15 protein-coding genes are annotated in these 16,638 nt (G+C 69.6%); 13 read left to right on the top strand and 2 right to left on the bottom strand.

Annotated features, from left to right (window positions below; genetic code table 11):
- The first annotated feature begins 96 nt into the window (after positions 1-96).
- The 8 genes from ABGA98_RS21190 to ppdK all read left to right on the top strand — a co-directional run bounded on the left by ABGA98_RS21190 (position 97) and on the right by ppdK (position 8,877).
- A complete protein-coding gene (locus tag ABGA98_RS21190; RefSeq protein ID WP_165974692.1) occupies positions 97-243 on the top strand; it encodes a hypothetical protein in 147 nt (48 codons plus the stop codon).
- The gene (locus ABGA98_RS21185; protein ID WP_347620089.1) at positions 240-1,250 is read left to right on the top strand and encodes an AAA family ATPase; all 1,011 of its coding nucleotides are present in this window, start codon (positions 240-242) and stop codon (positions 1,248-1,250) included. Before ABGA98_RS21190 ends, ABGA98_RS21185 begins: the two co-directional genes overlap by 4 nt.
- Positions 1,247-2,221 (top strand): DUF58 domain-containing protein, encoded by a 975-nt coding sequence (locus ABGA98_RS21180; RefSeq protein ID WP_347620088.1) that lies wholly within the window; start codon positions 1,247-1,249, stop codon positions 2,219-2,221. The genes ABGA98_RS21185 and ABGA98_RS21180 overlap by 4 nt, the downstream gene beginning before the upstream one ends.
- Complete coding sequence (locus tag ABGA98_RS21175; protein WP_347620087.1) at positions 2,218-3,159, top strand: VWA domain-containing protein; 942 nt, start codon at positions 2,218-2,220, stop codon at positions 3,157-3,159. The genes ABGA98_RS21180 and ABGA98_RS21175 overlap by 4 nt, the downstream gene beginning before the upstream one ends.
- A complete protein-coding gene (locus ABGA98_RS21170; protein ID WP_347620086.1) occupies positions 3,138-4,109 on the top strand; it encodes a trypsin-like peptidase domain-containing protein in 972 nt (323 codons plus the stop codon). Before ABGA98_RS21175 ends, ABGA98_RS21170 begins: the two co-directional genes overlap by 22 nt.
- Before the next feature lie 10 nt (positions 4,110-4,119).
- Positions 4,120-4,782, top strand: coding sequence for a response regulator transcription factor (locus tag ABGA98_RS21165; protein ID WP_347620085.1), 663 nt, complete (start codon positions 4,120-4,122; stop codon positions 4,780-4,782).
- On the top strand, positions 4,779-5,948 hold the full coding sequence (locus ABGA98_RS21160; RefSeq protein WP_347620084.1) for a HAMP domain-containing sensor histidine kinase: 1,170 nt from the start codon (positions 4,779-4,781) through the stop codon (positions 5,946-5,948). The genes ABGA98_RS21165 and ABGA98_RS21160 overlap by 4 nt, the downstream gene beginning before the upstream one ends.
- Positions 5,949-6,240: 292 nt before the next feature.
- A complete protein-coding gene (gene ppdK, locus ABGA98_RS21155) occupies positions 6,241-8,877 on the top strand; it encodes a pyruvate, phosphate dikinase (RefSeq protein WP_347620083.1) in 2,637 nt (878 codons plus the stop codon).
- A gap of 58 nt (positions 8,878-8,935) precedes the next feature.
- Here the strand turns inward: ppdK and ABGA98_RS21150 are convergent, their stop codons facing one another.
- Positions 8,936-9,916, bottom strand: coding sequence for a ParB/RepB/Spo0J family partition protein (locus ABGA98_RS21150; protein WP_347620082.1), 981 nt, complete (start codon positions 9,914-9,916; stop codon positions 8,936-8,938).
- 1,220 nt (positions 9,917-11,136) lie between these two features.
- Between ABGA98_RS21150 and ABGA98_RS21145 the strand changes: the two genes are divergently transcribed.
- The 4 genes from ABGA98_RS21145 to ABGA98_RS21130 are packed head-to-tail and all read left to right on the top strand — an operon-like array spanning position 11,137 to position 15,083.
- Positions 11,137-12,123 carry a Gfo/Idh/MocA family oxidoreductase gene (locus ABGA98_RS21145; RefSeq protein WP_347620081.1) on the top strand — a complete coding sequence of 329 codons (987 nt, stop codon included), beginning with the start codon at positions 11,137-11,139 and terminating at the stop codon, positions 12,121-12,123.
- Positions 12,120-13,040 carry a PfkB family carbohydrate kinase gene (locus tag ABGA98_RS21140; RefSeq protein WP_347620080.1) on the top strand — a complete coding sequence of 307 codons (921 nt, stop codon included), beginning with the start codon at positions 12,120-12,122 and terminating at the stop codon, positions 13,038-13,040. The genes ABGA98_RS21145 and ABGA98_RS21140 overlap by 4 nt, the downstream gene beginning before the upstream one ends.
- The gene (locus tag ABGA98_RS21135; protein ID WP_347620079.1) at positions 13,030-13,779 is read left to right on the top strand and encodes a hypothetical protein; all 750 of its coding nucleotides are present in this window, start codon (positions 13,030-13,032) and stop codon (positions 13,777-13,779) included. The genes ABGA98_RS21140 and ABGA98_RS21135 overlap by 11 nt, the downstream gene beginning before the upstream one ends.
- Positions 13,776-15,083 (top strand): M20/M25/M40 family metallo-hydrolase, encoded by a 1,308-nt coding sequence (locus tag ABGA98_RS21130; RefSeq protein ID WP_347620078.1) that lies wholly within the window; start codon positions 13,776-13,778, stop codon positions 15,081-15,083. The genes ABGA98_RS21135 and ABGA98_RS21130 overlap by 4 nt, the downstream gene beginning before the upstream one ends.
- Positions 15,084-15,105: 22 nt before the next feature.
- On the opposite strand, the gene ABGA98_RS21125 is transcribed toward ABGA98_RS21130, so the two are convergent.
- Complete coding sequence (locus tag ABGA98_RS21125) at positions 15,106-15,831, bottom strand: hypothetical protein (RefSeq protein WP_347620077.1); 726 nt, start codon at positions 15,829-15,831, stop codon at positions 15,106-15,108.
- Between the two features lie 200 nt (positions 15,832-16,031).
- Here ABGA98_RS21125 and ABGA98_RS21120 point away from each other — a divergent pair, with 200 nt between their 5' ends.
- Positions 16,032-16,637: a hypothetical protein gene (locus ABGA98_RS21120; protein WP_347620076.1), complete on the top strand. Its 606-nt coding sequence runs from the start codon at positions 16,032-16,034 to the stop codon at positions 16,635-16,637.
- Position 16,638: the final 1 nt, after the last annotated feature.

Here is a 16,638-nt window from a genome sequence, read left to right as displayed (position 1 = left end):
AAAATCGTATAAAGCCGGGAGTTACGCGGGCTTTCGCGGTCGCCTGATGACATGCCCTCTAAGCCGATAACGGCCATACGAGGGACGAGGGTCATCATGCGTACATCACGTTTCGCTCTTGTGCTGCTCGCCGCGGGCGCGGTGCTCATGACGGGGAGCGCCGCGTTCGCCGAACCCGAACCGACCGCGCTGGAGCTGCGGCTGGTCGTGGACGACTGCCCCGACAAGGTCGTGCAGCCATGACCGACCCGGCACTGCTCGAACGGGCGCTGTTCGAGGTCAAGCGGGTGATCGTCGGCCAGGACCACATGGTCGAGCGGTTGATCGTGGCGGTCGTCGCCAAGGGGCACTGCCTGCTCGAAGGCGTGCCGGGCATCGCCAAGACGCTGGCCGCCGAGACCACGGCGAGCGTGGTCGGGGGGACGTTCGCCCGCATCCAGTTCACGCCGGACCTGGTGCCGGCCGACATCATCGGCACGCGGATCTACCGGCCTTCGACCGAGTCGTTCGACATCGAGCTCGGTCCCGTCATGGTCAACCTGCTGCTCGCCGACGAGATCAACCGGGCGCCCGCCAAGGTGCAGTCGGCCCTGCTGGAGATCATGGCCGAGCGGCAGATCAGCATCGGCGGCGTCACCCACGAGGTGCCCAGGCCGTTCCTGGTGCTGGCCACCCAGAACCCCATCGAGTCCGAAGGCGTCTACCACCTGCCCGAGGCGCAGCGCGACCGCTTCCTCATGAAGATCGACGTGGGCTATCCCAGCGAATCGGAGGAGCTGGCGATCGTCTACCGCATGAGCGTGGACCCGCCCGCGCCGCACGCCGTCCTCGACCCGGCCCAGGTCCTCGCGCTCCAGCGGCGGGCCGAGGAGGTCTTCGTGCACCACGCCGTCGCCGAGTACGCCGTCCGCCTCGTCTACGCCACCCGCGACCCCGACCGGTACGGGGTGCGGGACGTGCGGCGGCTGCTGGCGTTCGGGGCCAGCCCCAGGGCCACGCTCGGCCTGCTGGCGGCCGCCCGGGCGCTGGCGCTCCTGCGGGGGCGCGACTACGTGCTGCCGGAGGACGTACGCGACCTGGCGCACGACGTGATGGCGCACCGGCTGGTGCTCTCCTTCGACGCGCTGGCCGACGGGGTCGCGCCCCGGGAGATCGTGGACCGGGTGCTGGCCGCCGTGCCGCTGCCCCTCATCGCGCCCCAACAGGAGGCGATGCAGCAGGAAACGGTGCGACAGGACGCGGTGGCATGAAGCCGTACCTGATCGCGGAGCCCGCGCTGCGCAGGCTCGAGCTGACGATCACCAGGAGGCTGGATGGACTGCTCCAGGGCGAACACCTCGGGCTGGTGCCAGGTCCCGGGAGCGAGCCCGCGGAGTCGCGGCCGTACCAGCCGGGGGACGACGTGCGGCGGATGGACTGGAACGTCACCGCCCGCACGAACGAGCCCCACGTGCGGGATCTGGTCGCCGACCGCGAGCTGGAGATCTGGGCCCTGCTCGACGCCACCGCGAGCATGGACTTCGGGACCGCCGCTCTGGAGAAGCGGGAGCTCGCCCTGGCCGCGCTGGCGGCGGTCGGCTTCCTCACCCAGCGGACCGGCAACCGGATCGGCACCCACCTGCTGCACGGCGGCGGCGTCAGGACGCTGCCCGCCAGGACGGGTCGGCCGCACCTGATGGCGCTGCTGCAGGCGGCGTTCGCACTGCCGCGGACCCCGCCCGGCGTGGCCGAGCCGCTGCTCGGCGTGGCGGCCGAACAGCTCAGCCGGGTCGTACGGCGGCGCGGTCTCGTCGTGGTCGTGTCCGACTACCTGGACGCGCCGGAGACGTGGGAGCCGCCGCTGCGCAGGCTCGCCGCCCGGCACCAGGTGCTGGCCGTGGAGGTGGTCGACCCCCGCGAGCTGACGCTGCCTGACGTGGGGATCCTCACGCTGATCGACCCGGAGACGGGACGGCGGCGGGAGGTCGCCACCGGCAACGCCCGGCTGCGCCGCCGGTACGCGGAGGCGGCGGCCGGGCAGCGCGACGCCATCACGCGGGCGCTGCGCCGGGCCGGAGCCACCCACCTGCGGCTGCGTACGGACCGGGACTGGGTGCGGGACCTGGTCCAGCACGTCGTACGGCAGCGCCGCCTGGCCGCGCTGGCCCCGAGCCCGATGTTGCCCGCCCGGGGACCCGCCCAGGGCGGCGGCACGCCTGGCACGGGAGGTGAGGTGGCGTGAGGCTGATCTCGCCCGTCTGGTTGCTGCTGCTCATCCCCGTGGCGCTGCTCGCCGTCGCCTACGTGCTCATGTCGCTGCGCCGCAGCGCGTACGCCGTCCGGTTCACCAACCTCGACCTGCTCGACAGGGTGGCTCCGAGGAGCCCGGGGTGGCGCAGGCACCTGCCGGCGGCGGCGCTGCTGCTCATGTTCGCGCTGGTGGTCGTGGGCTTCGCCAGGCCGACGGCCGAGGTGCGGGTGCCGAGGGAACGGGCCACGATCATGGTGGCGTTCGACGTGTCGGCGTCCATGAGCGCCACCGACGTCAGCCCTGACCGGTTCTCGGCGGCCCGGCAGGCGGCCAGGCAGTTCGTGGAGGGGCTGCCCGAGCGGTTCAATCTGGGCCTGGTGTCGTTCTCGTCGTCGGCCTCCGTGGCGGTGCCGCCGACCACGGACCGGCAGGCGGTGCTGAGCGCGCTCGGCCGACTGAGCACGGCGTCGGGCACCGCCATCGGCGAGGCCGTCTACTCCTCGCTGGAGGCCATCGCCTCGCTCGACTCGGAGGAGGAGGCGCCGCCCGCGCACATCGTGCTGCTGTCGGACGGCTCCAACACGACCGGCCGCACGCTGAACGACGCGGCGGCCGAGGCGTCCTCAAGGGGCGTCCCGGTCACCACCATCGCCTACGGCACCGCGAACGGCACCATCAGCCTCTCCGGCCAGGAGGTCCCGGTGCCGGTGGACGGTCCCGCGCTGCGCGGGCTGGCCGAGGCGGCGGGTGGCGGGTTCTACGAGGCGGCCAGCGGCAGCGAACTGCAGGCGGTCTACGAGGACATCGGCACGTCGGTCGGCTACCGCACCGAGCAGCAGGAGGTATGGCAGTGGTTCGTGGCGGCGGGACTGATCTGCGGGCTGATCGCGGCGGTGACGTCGATGGTGTGGTTCTCGAGGCTGCCGTGAGAGGCCTGGGCCGGCCGAGCGGGCCGGATTTCCGTACGGTGCCGCCCGGCGCCCGCCGGGACCCCGTACAGGAGCCGCCGCCCATGCCCGGCCCGCCACCTCCTGCGCAGCCGCCGCCCATACTGGGACCGCCGTCCCCCGCGCACCCGCCGCCCGCGCAGCCGCCGCCCGGGCAGGGGCCGCCCGCGCACGGCTCGCGGCCCGCGCAGGCGGCGGTGCGGAGAGGCCGCCTGCTGGTGGTCGCCGCGCTCGTCGCGGCGGTCGCCGGCGGGGCGGCGGGAGCGGCGGGGGCCCGGCTCTCCGGGGTGTCCGAGCCGGCCCCCGTCGCGGCCCTGCCGAGGGCCGCGCCCGCGCCGTCGTCCGGCCTGACCGGGCTGAGCGCGACGGCGGCGCGGGTGCTGCCCAGCGTGGTCTCCGTGGAGGCCGGCAGCCGGGGCGGGTCCGGCTTCGTGGTGGACGGGCGCGGCCACATCCTCACCAACGCGCACGTGGTCGGTGACAGCGGCCTGGCGACCGTGGTGCTGAGCGACGGCCGCAGGCTGAGCGCCCGCGTGGTCGGCGCGGACGACGACGAGGATCTGGCCGTGCTGGTCGTCGACCACCCCGGCGACCTGACGCCCGCCACCCTCGGTCGTTCGTCCGACCTGTCCGTCGGCGACCAGGTGCTGGCCATCGGCTCGCCGCTGGGCCTTTCCGGCACGGTCACCGCGGGCATCGTCAGCGCCCTGGACCGGGAGGTGCGGCTGGGCGGGGCGCGGCGCACGGCCGTGCAGACGGACGCGTCCATCAACCCGGGTAACTCGGGTGGGCCGCTGGTGAACGACAGGGGCGAGGTCGTGGGGGTGAACACCGCCATCGCCGCCGGCCGAGGGGGCGGGAACATCGGCATCGGCTTCGCCATCCCCATCGACCGTGCCGCGCCCGTCGCGGAACGCATCATGCGAAATTAGGGTCACAAGCATGCGACTGCTGGTGGTGGAGGACGAGGAGGACCTGGTCGACGCGTTGCGGGTCGGCCTCGCCCGCGCGGGCTACGCGGTGGACGTGGCGTACGACGCGCCGTCCGCGCACGAGAAGTTGCAGGTCAACGCGTACGACCTGGTCCTGCTCGACCTGAACCTGCCCGGCGGCGACGGCTTCCAGCTCTGCCGCGCCGTGCGCGCGGCGGGCCAGGGCGTGCGGATCATCATGGTGACCGCGCGCGACCGGCTCGACGACCGCGTCCGCGGGCTCGACGAGGGGGCGGACGACTACCTGGTCAAGCCGTTCGCGTTCCCCGAGCTGCTGGCCCGGGTGCGGGCGCTGCTGCGCAGGGAGAGCGGCGGCACCTCCGTGCTCGAAGTGGGCGGGCTGCGCATCGACACGGCCAGGCTGGAGGTGTCGCTGGACGGCAGGTCGCTGGCGCTCACCCCCAAGGAATACGGCGTGCTGCACTACCTGATGACCAGGCCGGGTCACGTGGTGTCCAGCGAGGAGTTGCTGGAGCACGTCTGGGACGAGCACGCCGACCCGTTCACCAACACCGTGCGGGTCACGGTCGGCAACCTGCGGCGCAAGCTCCAGGAGGACGGCCTGATCGAGACGGTGATCAGCCGGGGCTACCGGCTCAAGGAGCCGACATGATCCACACCATCCGCTTCCGGCTCACCGTGCTCTACTCGGGCCTGCTGTTCGTGCTGGCCGCGCTCGTGCTCGGCGGCATCTATTTCGCCGTCTCGAAATCCACCGACCAGCGCCCCTACACCACCGAGTACGCCAAGGCCTACTCGGGCGACCAGTACCTGGGCAAGCGGGAGGTCGTCTTCGTCCAGGAGGTCGAGAACGCGGTCAACGTCAAGACGCTGGCCACGCTGCGCGACTATTCGCTGGTCACACTGGTGGGGCTCTATCTCGCCAGCCTGGGCATCGGCTGGGTGCTGGCCGGCCGCGTGCTGCGTCCCGTCAGGTCGATCACCCGCACCACGGAGGAGATCCAGGGCACCGACCTGGCCCGGCGGATCAAGCTGGACGGGCCGCGCGACGAGCTCAAGGACCTGGCCGACACCATCGACACCATGCTCGACCGGCTGGAGGAGGCGTTCAGCGCGCAGCGCCAGCTCATCGACGACGCCTCGCACGAGCTGCGCAGCCCGCTGACGATCATCCGGGCGAACGTGGACGCCGTGCTGTCCGCCCCCGACGCCAGCGACGAGGAGCGCGCCAGGGCCGTGGCCATCGTGGACCGCGCGACCACCCGCATGACGCGGCTCGTCGAGGACCTGCTGGCCAGCGCCAGGCGCCAGGGCACCGCGTTCGCCGACGCCGATCTCGACCTGGCCAGGGTGGCGGCGGAGGCGTGCGAGGAACACGCCACCCCGGCCGCCGCCCGGCACGTGCGGATCACCCGCGACCTGGGCTCCGGCCTGGACATGACCGGCGACTCCGACGCGCTGCGCCGCGCCGTGGCCAACCTGCTGTCCAACGCCGTGCGCCTCTCGCCGCCCGGAGCCACGATCCGCGTGGTGGCGGGCCGCGCGGAGGGCTGGCTGTGGGTGGCGGTCCGCGACGACGGCCCCGGGCTGGGTGAGGCGGACCAGCAGCGCGTCTTCGACCGCTTCTGGCGCGGCGAGGCCAGCCGCCGCGACCGCCACACGGGGCTCGGCCTGGCCATCGTGCGCCAGATCGTGGAGTCGCACGGAGGGCGGGTGGCGGTGTACTCGCGGCTGGGGGAGGGCGCGACGTTCGTGCTCTGGCTGCCGCCGCGTGACGGGGTGCCGGGCTCGCCGCCGGAGGACAATCCGCTCGCCTAGCGCCGTTCGGAGGCGCCTCCGCCGGTGGGCGGGGGCGCCTTCGGCATGCGTGGGGAGGGGGCCCGGATCGCGTGATCGCGGACCGCGATCCGGGCCCGCCTGCCGTTCTTCTTTCCCAAAAATTGGTTTAAACCAATTGGTCTAATCCAATTTCCCGACTTGCGGTCGTATAATTGGATTAGACCTGTCTACAGGCGTTCACCTGCATAAATGTTGCCTTAGGGGAGGGGTGAAGTTTCGTCATCAATTTCGCCGGTAGAGTCCGGTTCAGAGGCGTCGGATTGGAGTTGTGGTGGCGAAGTACGTTTACGATTTCACCGAGGGCAACAGGAATCTCAAGGATCTTCTCGGCGGTAAGGGAGCCAACCTCGCCGAAATGACCAACCTCGGGCTGCCCGTTCCTCCCGGATTCACGATCACCAGCGAGGCCTGCCGCCACTACCTGGCGGAAGGCTCGACACCGGGAGGCCTGGAGCAGGAGGTCGCGGAGCATCTGGACGCGCTCGAGGGCCGGATGGGCAGGAAACTCGGGCAGGCCGACGACCCGCTGCTCGTCAGCGTACGCTCCGGGGCGAAATTCTCCATGCCGGGCATGATGGAGACGGTGCTCAACATCGGGCTCAACGACGAGTCGGTGCGCGGCCTGGCCAAGCAGGCGGGCGGCAACGAACGTTTCGCCTGGGACTCCTACCGCCGGCTCATCCAGATGTTCGGCAAGACGGTGCTCGGGATCGACGGAGACCTGTTCGAGCGGGCGCTCGACGCCGTCAAGGGCAGGCGCAACGACACCGACCTCGACGCGGGCGAACTGCAGCGGCTCGTGGAGACGTACAAGGGCATCGTCCGCGAGCAGACCGGCGACGACTTCCCCGCCGACCCGCGCGAGCAGATGCGCATGGCCGTCCGGGCCGTCTTCGACTCGTGGAACGCACCCCGCGCCATCCTCTACCGCCGCCAGGAGCGCATCCCCGCCGGCCTCGGCACCGCCGTGAACATCATGGCCATGGTCTTCGGCAACTACGGTGACGACTCCGGCACCGGCGTCGCCTTCACCCGCGACCCCGGCTCCGGCCGGCAGGGCATCTACGGCGACTACCTGCAGAACGCCCAGGGCGAGGACGTGGTGGCCGGCATCCGCAACACGATCCCGCTCCAGGAGCTCGAACGCATCGACAAGCACTCGTACGACGAGCTCCTCGGGATCATGGAGACCCTGGAGAACCACTACAGGGACCTGTGCGACATCGAGTTCACGATCGAGCGCGGCAAGCTCTGGATGTTGCAGACGCGCGTCGGCAAGCGCACGGCGGCGGCCGCGTTCTGCATCGCCACCCAGCTCGTCGACCAGGGCCTGATCACGCTCGACGAGGCCGTCACCCGCGTCACCGGCGACCAGCTGGCCCAGCTCATGTTCCCGCGTTTCGACGCGGACGCCGACAGGAAGAGGATCGGCAAGGGCATGAACGCCTCTCCCGGCGCCGCCGTCGGCAGGGCCGTCTTCTGCTCGGAGCGGGCCGTCGAGCTGTCGGAGCAGGGCGAGGACGTCATCCTGGTCCGGCGCGAGACCAACCCCGACGACCTGGGCGGCATGATCGCCGCCAGGGGCATCCTGACCAGCCGCGGCGGCAAGACCTCCCACGCGGCCGTGGTCGCCCGCGGCATGGGCAAGACGTGCGTGTGCGGGGCGGAGGAGCTGGAGGTGTCCACGGAGGAGCGCAGGTTCACCGCGCCGGGCGGCGTGGTCGTCTCCGAGGGCGACCTCATCTCCATCGACGGGACCACGGGGGAGGTGTTCCTCGGGGAGGTTCCGGTGGTGGACTCGGCGGTCGTCGAATACTTCGAGGGCGCCGAGCCGGACGACGAGCTGGTCAGGGCCGTCGACCGGATCATGCGCCACGCGGACGCCGCCCGCCGGCTCGGCGTGCGGGCCAACGCGGACACCCCGGACGACGCGGCGCGGGCCCGCCGGTTCGGCGCGCAGGGGATCGGGCTGTGCCGCACCGAGCACATGTTCCTGGGGGAGCGCAGGCGGCTGGTGGAGGACCTGGTCCTGGCGTCGGCGGACGACGAACGCCAGGCCGCGCTGGACGCCCTGGAACCGCTCCAGAAAGCAGACTTTGTAGAGATATTTAAGGCTATGGACGGCGATCCCGTCACCATCCGCCTCATCGACCCGCCCCTGCACGAGTTCCTTCCCGACATCGTGGACCTGTCCGTCAAGGTCGCCACCTCACCGGACGTCACCGACAAGGACCGCGGGCTCCTGGCCGCGGTCAAGCGCCTGCACGAGCAGAACCCGATGCTCGGGCTGCGCGGCGTACGCCTCGGCCTGGTCATCCCCGGCCTGTTCGCCATGCAGGTGCGCGCCATCGCCCAGGCGGCGAAGGAGGTGCCGGGTGCCCGGCCGGAGATCATGATCCCGCTGGTGGCCGCCGTACAGGAGCTGGAGTCCGTACGTGAGGAGGCCGTCAGGATCCTCGCGGAGGCCGGCGTCGAGGTCCTGATCGGCACCATGATCGAAGTGCCCAGAGCGGCGCTGACGGCGGGCAGGATCGCCGAGGCCGCGGAGTTCTTCTCCTTCGGCACCAACGACCTCACCCAGATGTCCTGGGGCTTCTCCAGGGACGACGTGGAGGCGTCGTTCTTCTCGCGCTATCTCGACCTCGGCATCTTCGGCGTCTCTCCCTTCGAGACCCTCGACAGGGAGGGCGTCGGCCGCCTGATCGAGATCGCGGTCGAGGAGGGCAGGGCCACCCGCCCCGGCCTGCATCTGGGAATCTGCGGCGAGCACGGCGGCGACCCGGATTCCGTGCACTTCTGCCACGACGTGGGCCTCGACTACGTCTCCTGCAGCCCGTTCCGCATCCCGGTGGCCCGCCTGGAAGCCGGCCGCGCCGCGCTTAAGGACACCGACTCCGACACCCGCTGACGAGCCGGTGATGAGGAAGGGCCGGCGTTACGGCGCCATGAAAAGGTGCCGGCCGACGTCACCTGTCGTTGTCGTCCTGTCGCTCCAGCTCGATGGCGAGCGAGCTCCAGACATCCGCGTACCCGCGAGCGATCCTGGCGACGACGACGGCGCAGTGCGGCGGTACGTTGCAGAGGGCCGCCCGAGCCTGCGCGAAGCTGATGACGTGCGTCCCCAGCCAACGCAACAGGTGCCGGCCCGACTCGCTGTAACGCAGCGCGGGATCGCGGCGCAGGCCATCCAACATCACCCCTGGGTCCAGGGTGCTCACGGCTTGCTGCGCGTCTGGTCCGCCGGCGATCGGCGAGTTTCGCTCGTACGGCGTGCGATGCCGGGAGGGCACCGGATCCTGACCCGATGCCAGGCGCGCGCGCACATCCCGCACGGTCCCGACCGAGACACCTGCTTCCCGCGCGATCTCACGTAAGGAGGCGTCCGGCCGGTCGATGATCGTGCGGGAAGCGATTCGCCGGCCCTCCGCGGTGCTCAGCGGCCGTACTTTTCCGTCACGACCGATCCGCTGATCGGCTATTCCGCTGTGAGACTCGTGGCGAATGCGGGCAACGGTCTTCGCGGACAGTCCCGTGGTATGGGCGATCGATCGGTCCGAGAGTTGCGGATGGGAATGTATGATGCGTGTTGCCGCCCTTTGGCGTTCTGCTTGTGTGAGCGGCAGACCATGCGCGATGTTCGCGGCGACCGCAAGCCGGAAAGCCTCGGCATCATTGCCGTGGAAATAGTGCGCATCAATTTCTGTCAAGCCCTTGAGAAGTGCTGCCTCAAGCCGGTGCATGCCGTCGATTACTTGCATGGTCGGGTAGTGGACTATAATAGCGGGAAGTGGATCGTCGACTTCCGCCAAGGTGCGCACGTGGTCGCGGTCAATGCCATTGAGGCGTGGTGAGTCGGAAATGCAGAGCTTGCTCGTGCGTATTCTGACGATCTCTTGGGAGATTCCGGGTGGGTTGTCGCCAGAAGTGGGGGAGAAGTCGCGTGCCATCGTCTCATGAGCTCGGCCAGATGTTACTGAGCGAAGTCGTTGAGACATTGCACCACCTTTCCTGTGAGCGCTGTGGTGACGTCGCCCGCCTGTGATCGGGCGGCCGCTGCTCAAGGACCGTCGGCTGGGCGTGGTCTTCGCGGTATGGTGATCTCGCCTCTTGCCGCATGACAACATTGCCGCCGAGGCCTCTCGGGACGTTTCCGAGGGCGACGCGTGAGTGGTCTCGATACAGGTCTCGGTCGGGAGGTACGGGCTTCATCGAGGATGTCCGGCCTGCGGTGCCGCTGTGCACAGCATATGGATGAGAGAATCCGGACGTGTCAGGCGAACGCTTGACAGTTGGTCCAGGGCGCACTCAAGCGAGGCAAGGATCGGCTGGACCTCGCCGAATCGTGCGGGAGTTCGCCGTGGCGGCTTCGTCCGGCAGCCGCTGCCGTTCCTGCGCCAGCGGTAAGCCCGATCACGTATCGACGTGTGGGCCCGTGCACAGCAGAAACTCGGCGCATACTTCGATGAACAACGACGACGTGATAATAGCGGTGGCCTGCTTGACCTTACTGGTCAGATGGAGGGCCCCTGGGATCTTCGCGAGAGATGTGTGCGGTCGGAGTTGACCAAGTGCTTATGACTGCAGGCACGACATGATGCAAACATAGGAAGTCATCCCGGTCAACCGTTAGACCAATCTTGCGGCAACCTGGGAGCTGTCTTTTCCTGGCGGTCTCTTGCCGGAAAAAGATTCGTTTCTTTGTCGGAGGGCTGCAATTTCTCCTGGCCGGGCTCATCCGGCGCGCCGACCGCGAGAAGAGGTGCCGCCGCCTCCTCGTGGCCGGCGCCAGGGCGGCGGCACGCACGGCGTGGGAGATCGGCGGCGGCCCGGTTGAGTGCCTTGACAGAACGGTTCACTGATCCTTATTACGGTTATAGCCAATTCCGGCTCGGCGGATTATTCATCACCATCGACCTCCCCTATGTCGGCATGCGATCGGTGAGCAGGCCCATCCGCTCGATCCGGTCTCTTGCCTGCTGCGAAGCTCTGCGACCGCGCCGGTTGCGGCGCGCTCGTGCCGTGGAGCCAAGAGAGGCCGTCCGGAGCGGTCATCCGGATGGCGAGTTCGCCGGATCAACTCCTGGACACGCAGGTCCACCCGACGAGGAGTAGAACATGATCATTTCACCGACCCACCTCGTTCGTTGCCCGGAGGGCGTCCACGACCATGCGTAGCATCGTGCTCGGCGTCGGCGGATTCGGGTGCGAGGTGCTCCCTGCCCTGGCGGCCAACGGGATCGAGATCGCCGCCATGGTCGATCACGACACCGGCGCCCTGGCCGCCGCCGCGCGCACCTACGAGGTGGCGCCGTCGGCGGTCTTTGACAACGACGAGAGCCGGTGGTGGGACACCGACGCACAACTCGTGGTCGATTGCACACCACCCGGCCATCATCTTCGCCACGCGGAGGCGGCGTTCCGGACTGGCAAGGATCTTCTGGTCGCCAAACCGATGGCCCTCAACCTGGGGGACGCGTCACGGATCATGGACCTCGCCGCCGCGGCCGGTCGGCGTCTGGCCATCATCCAGCAAATGCGCTATCTGCCGGCGTTCCTCAAAGTACGCGACCTCATCGGCGAGGGCTCCCTGGGCCGGCTGGGAGTCGTGACGATCACCTTCAACGTCGAGGGCACCTTCTGGCGACCTGGTCTCGCCTGGCGGCTGGCGATGGACCAGCCCGTCCTGTGGGAGGGCAGCGTGCACGTGCTGGACCTCGTGCGCTGGGTCATCGACGATGAGCCGGCAGCCGTCGTCGCGCACGCCTTCAGCCCGCCATGGAGTGAGTTTCGCGGCCCGGCCGGCCTGACGATGTGCGCCGAGCTGCGCAGCGGCACGGTCGTTCGCTACCTGGCGAACTGGGCGCCGCGCGGAAGTGCCGTGGTGCCCCTCAACTCCGGCTGGGAACTCGAGTTCGACCACGGCGTCGTGCGGGTCGTCGATGAGAGCGTCACGGTCAACGGCGAGGTGGTGTTCGAGCCGCGCTCCCAGCCGACGCCGCTGGCCGACCTGAACACGCGGCTCGTACGGTGGTATCTCGGCTGGCTCGGCGGCCAGGATCCAAGGGGCCCGACCGGTGCCGACAACCTGCGCACCATGGCGTTCGCGGACGCGCTCCAGCGGGCCGCCACCGACGGCGTCCGGGTGACGTTGTGACGGGCGTCGCCGACGTGCCCATAGTCGTCTTCGGAGACGTGTGCCTGCACGTCACCGTCCGGTCGTCCGGCACGGGTGATTTCTGCGCCGGTGACGTGAAGCTGGACCCTGGCGGTAGCGCCGCGATGGTGGCGCTGCAACTGGCCGCGCTGGAACGGCGGGTCGCGATGGTGGGTGTGGCGGGCGAGGACGACCTGGCCGAGCATCTGCGCAGGAGCCTGATCGCGTCCGGCGTCGACTGTTCGCACTGGGCATCCGTGGCGGGCGACACCGCGAGGGTCGCCATCCTCGTCGAATCAGGCGGTGACCATCGCGTCATCGTGAACCAGGAGGGCGTGACCCGGCCCGGCGAGGCGCTGACCACGCTGGTCCGGGAACTCCGGGTGCGGGGCGACGCCCTGTGTTACGTGCCCGGCTTTCCGAGTTATGACCCACTGCGGGTGGCTCTGGTCGAGCGAGGCGCACGCGTGGTGTGCGACTTCGGGTTCCGTCCATGGCTGACCGACGCCGTGACGGCGCGCGACAACATCGTGCCCCGCGTCGATGGCGTCGCGATCGCGATATGCAGCGGCGCGTCCTTCTCCGAAGGCGACAACCGGGCATTGGCGCAGGCCTGCATCGCCGGGGGCGCCGCAGGGGTCGTCACGTCACTCGGGTCGCGGGGATGCCTGGTGAGCGACGCGGAGAGCAGCACGCATCAGGCCGGATTCGCCACCCGTCCCGTCAACACCCTGGGCGCCGGCGACTCGCTGGTCGCAGGTTTGCTGGCAGCCCTGAGTGACGGGCGCTCCCTGCGGGAGGCATGCCTCTTCGCTCAGGCCGTGGCCGCAACGAAGATCACGACACTGTCCCGGCCCGCGACCGTCCACGGCGTTCGCGCCCTACTCGCAACGGCAGGTGATCAGGATGACAATTGACGCTGGTCTCAGCACCTATCCGATGGGGGACGAACCCCAGCACAATCTGCAGCGGATGTTCGCCGACATGAAGCGGGTGGATTTCGCCCGGCAGTTCGTCGATGACGTTCTGCAGAAGGGAACCGACGTCTTCATCATCGCCGTCGACCTCGACCGGTCGGCTGTCGTACGCCGCCGCGGCGTGAGAGAGAAGCGCCACCTTGTCGTGCAACTCCATGAGCTGCTGCGTTCGGCGCTCCCCGACAAGGCGACGTTCCTGGATTCCGGGTCACGCGACGAGGGATGGATCGTCCTCACCCCTGACGATCCCCATGAGCCCACCCGGCTGGCCGAGCGGCTGCACCAGCTGATCGGCGGCCACGACTTCCGCCTGATCGACGGCGAGGAGGTGCGGCTGACGGCAAGTCTGGGCGTCGCCCGCTCGCCCCTTCACGGCAGCACCGGGCAGGACCTTCTCTGGGCGGTGGGCGAGGCCCTGTGGCAGGCCAAGCTGACCCGCGATGCGGTGTACGTGGCCGACGCGCCCGTTGCGGTGGAGCCGCGGACCTTCCGGATAACCGTCGAGCAGCAGCGCCGGCTCGCCGCGCTGAGCCGGCGGACGGGCCGCTCGGACGACTCGCTGTTCCACGAGGCGTTGCAACTTCTGCTCGAGAACCACGCGCCACGGTGGCACTGGATCGTCGAGAAACGCGGCCCGACACCCGGTGGGCCGGCACGTCACGGAGCCGAGTTCGAGTGAACGAGCTGGTAACGGAGGCGCAGCGCCTCCTGTCCGAGCTCATCCGGGCCCGATCGTGCAACCCGCCGGGTGACACGGCTGCCGCTGCGGCGGTCCTGACCGCATATCTGCGCCGTTCGGGCATCGACCCGGCCGTGTACGAAGCCGAGCCCGGGCGCGCCAACCTCGTCACCCGCATCCACGGAGTCGGCGACGGTCCATCGTTGCTCCTGCTGTCGCACCTGGACACGGTCGACGCCGACCCCGCCGAGTGGTCGTCGGATCCGTGGGGCGGGATCGTGCGCGACGGCAGCGTCTGGGGGCGTGGCGCGCTGGATCTCAAGGGGCAGGCCGCGGCTCAGGCAGTCGCGGTCGCTTCGCTGCTGCGCTCAGGTGTCCCTTTCCACGGCGATGTCGTCCTCGCCGCCACCGCCGACGAGGAGCTCGGCTCAGAGCTCGGCACCCGGTGGCTGCTGGACCGGCATCCTGCGGCACTGCGGACCGACTACGCCCTCACACACGGTGCTGGGGACCGCATGGTCCTGGACGACCGCGCCGTCTACTTCTGCGCGACCGCGGAGCGGGTCACCGCCGAGCTCACCGTCACCATCACCGCACCCGCCGGGTTGCCCATGCTGGCAGAGCAGCCGAACGCCATCGCGGAGGCCGGCCGGTTCGTGAGCAAGGTCGCCGGCCAGCACATCGGCGACACGCCGGCCGAGGAGGCCGTGGTCGTGATGGACGCGCTCGCCGGGACGGGACGGCCACCGGGTGAGGTCGCCGCCGCGGCGGGAAACATCCACCCTGCTCTGCGCACCTTGCTGACGCCCTTGACGGGAGCCACGCTCGTCCCGGTCAAGATCGTTTCGACGTCCCCGGCCGGACGGCCGTCGGTCTGCGACATCCACTTCACCTGCTGGTTGCTGCCCGGCGGTGACCGTGAGGAGATCGAGACCGTGCTCGAAGCGGCGGCGGTGGAACTGCCTTACCACGTAGCCTGGCGGCCGATCCGAGGGGGCAGCCGGTCGCCGACGGCCACTCCGCTGTGGGGGGCGATCGAGAACTTCGTCCGGCGCGTCGATGCCGGATCGTTGTTGCTGCCGCTGTGTGACGCCGGCTTCACCGACTCCCACTGGCTGCGCGAGCGGTACGGCACGGTCGCGTACGGGTTCTTTCCCATGCGCGAGATGACGACCTCCGAGGCGGCCCGGTCCGTCCATGGGCCGGACGAGCGAATGCCCCTGTCAGACCTGGGCCTTCAGGTTGATTTCTATCGCCACGTCATCACCTCCATCGGCAGCGGCGCATGCGACGGGCAGGGGTGACCTCTCATCTGACCTTCCCACGTCATGATGGCCGGTGCGGGGAGCGAGGCGCGCGCCGCCGGCACCGGTCGTTCATGTCGCTCTCGTGATCGGCCGCGGCGTCGATCCATTCACCGGCGGTGACGAGAAGATCAGCGGCGAGTCTCGCGCAGAAGCGTGTCAGCTTGTCGCTGTTCGCGACGGGGGAACCTGTGTGGAAGGGGGTGTTCGCGGTGAATCTTCGAAGATGGGCAGGAGGGGTGGTGCTGGACGGGCGGGCATCGACGCTGCTCTCGGCTCGCTGGACGGCGGCGTGGGCGGGCTCGAGAAGGAAGAACTCCCGGTGGCAGGGTATGGAGCGCGCGGCCCGGGCCACCTTTGTGTACGGACACGTGAGGCCGGGCGCCGGAGGGCCGGGCCAGAGATATCGGTGCCACTCCTCACGCCCTGTCGGTTCGTCCCAGAAGCAGAGCAACGCCGGCATGAGTTCCGCCGCCGATGCGAAGAAGGAACTGTAGGCGCCCCGGCCGGTCATGGCGGCCAGCGCGGAACGAGTGGCCGGAGCCAGCGCGAGGAAGACCGCTGCCGCGAACGTCCTTTCGAGCTCGCCGCGATCGGCCTGCTCCGGAAGGACGAACCACGCGGCGCTGTCACGGACCAGGCCGCGCTCGACGGTGGCCGCCGCCCAGCGCTGCTTCATCCCGTGGATCGCCGGACGGCGGCCTTTCCCGGCCGGGATTCCGGCCTGGGGCTCTCCGTTGAACGACATGCCGGCAATCTCCTCTGTCGTGCCTCGCCAGGGCAGTTGATGCGCGTTATCCCGTCTAATTTCACTCCGCCGTCATGGCCGTGTACAGCGAGAAAAGTCGGTATATTGTCGTCAATATTAATGCTGCTTTCCTGCCAGTCGTCATTTCTCTTTCCGAAATGCGATCCGCCGGCCGGCCTTACCTGTGAGGAGCGTGGGACATGACCAGATGGGGCGCTTTGGACATCGATTCCAGCGCTGCCGTGCGTGAGGTGCTCGAGCACACGGTTGTCGCCTCGATCGCCTATGTCTCCGAAAGATTCTCCACGGCACGCGATCGCCTCGGGATCGCCTGGTTCGGTGCCGACCCGCAGGGGTTGGCCGGCGCGGGAGACGATCTCGCGGCGCCACTGCGCCGGATGGCGGAGATCGACGAACTGCTCCGCGCGGAAGGAGCCTCCCCCCACTGGCACGGGCCGGCGAATTTCGTCTGGGTGATGGACGCCCCCACGCTCGCATTGGTGCGCCGTGCCGCCGACGCGGTCGCCGCGCACAACCAGGTGCGTGACATCCCTCTCCGCCATGGCGCGGCCCATGGCAGCGAAGCCGGCGATCCCGCCGACCTGCTCCGGCTGGCCGCCGCAAGGACGGGCCTGTCCGGCCACGTCGGCGCAGGGGCAGAGGACGGTCTCGCCTTGGCGTCCAGAAAATTCGCGTCGTCCGAAGGCGAGCGGGCGCGGCTCGCGCGGATCTCCGAGAACCGGAACCGAGAGATCGAGCCCCTGGTACGCGAGGCGCTGGACCTGCTGTTCACCCGGTACGCCTGAC

It is taken from the genome of Nonomuraea sp. B1E8 (genome assembly GCF_039871515.1).
Classification (GTDB): domain Bacteria; phylum Actinomycetota; class Actinomycetes; order Streptosporangiales; family Streptosporangiaceae; genus Nonomuraea.
This window is presented reverse-complemented; position numbering and strand designations above follow the sequence as displayed.

What these genes read in the sequence shown, in the direction of transcription:
- ABGA98_RS21190 (WP_165974692.1), top strand. Translation starts at nt 97, where the DNA reads ATGCGTACATCACGTTTCGCTCTTGTGCTGCTCGCCGCGGGCGCGGTG.
- ABGA98_RS21185 (WP_347620089.1), top strand. Translation starts at nt 240, where the DNA reads ATGACCGACCCGGCACTGCTCGAACGGGCGCTGTTCGAGGTCAAGCGG.
- ABGA98_RS21180 (WP_347620088.1), top strand. Translation starts at nt 1,247, where the DNA reads ATGAAGCCGTACCTGATCGCGGAGCCCGCGCTGCGCAGGCTCGAGCTG.
- ABGA98_RS21165 (WP_347620085.1), top strand. Translation starts at nt 4,120, where the DNA reads ATGCGACTGCTGGTGGTGGAGGACGAGGAGGACCTGGTCGACGCGTTG.
- ABGA98_RS21160 (WP_347620084.1), top strand. Translation starts at nt 4,779, where the DNA reads ATGATCCACACCATCCGCTTCCGGCTCACCGTGCTCTACTCGGGCCTG.
- ABGA98_RS21150 (WP_347620082.1), bottom strand. Translation starts at nt 9,916, where the DNA reads ATGGCACGCGACTTCTCCCCCACTTCTGGCGACAACCCACCCGGAATC.
- ABGA98_RS21145 (WP_347620081.1), top strand. Translation starts at nt 11,137, where the DNA reads ATGCGTAGCATCGTGCTCGGCGTCGGCGGATTCGGGTGCGAGGTGCTC.
- ABGA98_RS21135 (WP_347620079.1), top strand. Translation starts at nt 13,030, where the DNA reads ATGACAATTGACGCTGGTCTCAGCACCTATCCGATGGGGGACGAACCC.
- ABGA98_RS21125 (WP_347620077.1), bottom strand. Translation starts at nt 15,831, where the DNA reads ATGTCGTTCAACGGAGAGCCCCAGGCCGGAATCCCGGCCGGGAAAGGC.
- ABGA98_RS21120 (WP_347620076.1), top strand. Translation starts at nt 16,032, where the DNA reads ATGACCAGATGGGGCGCTTTGGACATCGATTCCAGCGCTGCCGTGCGT.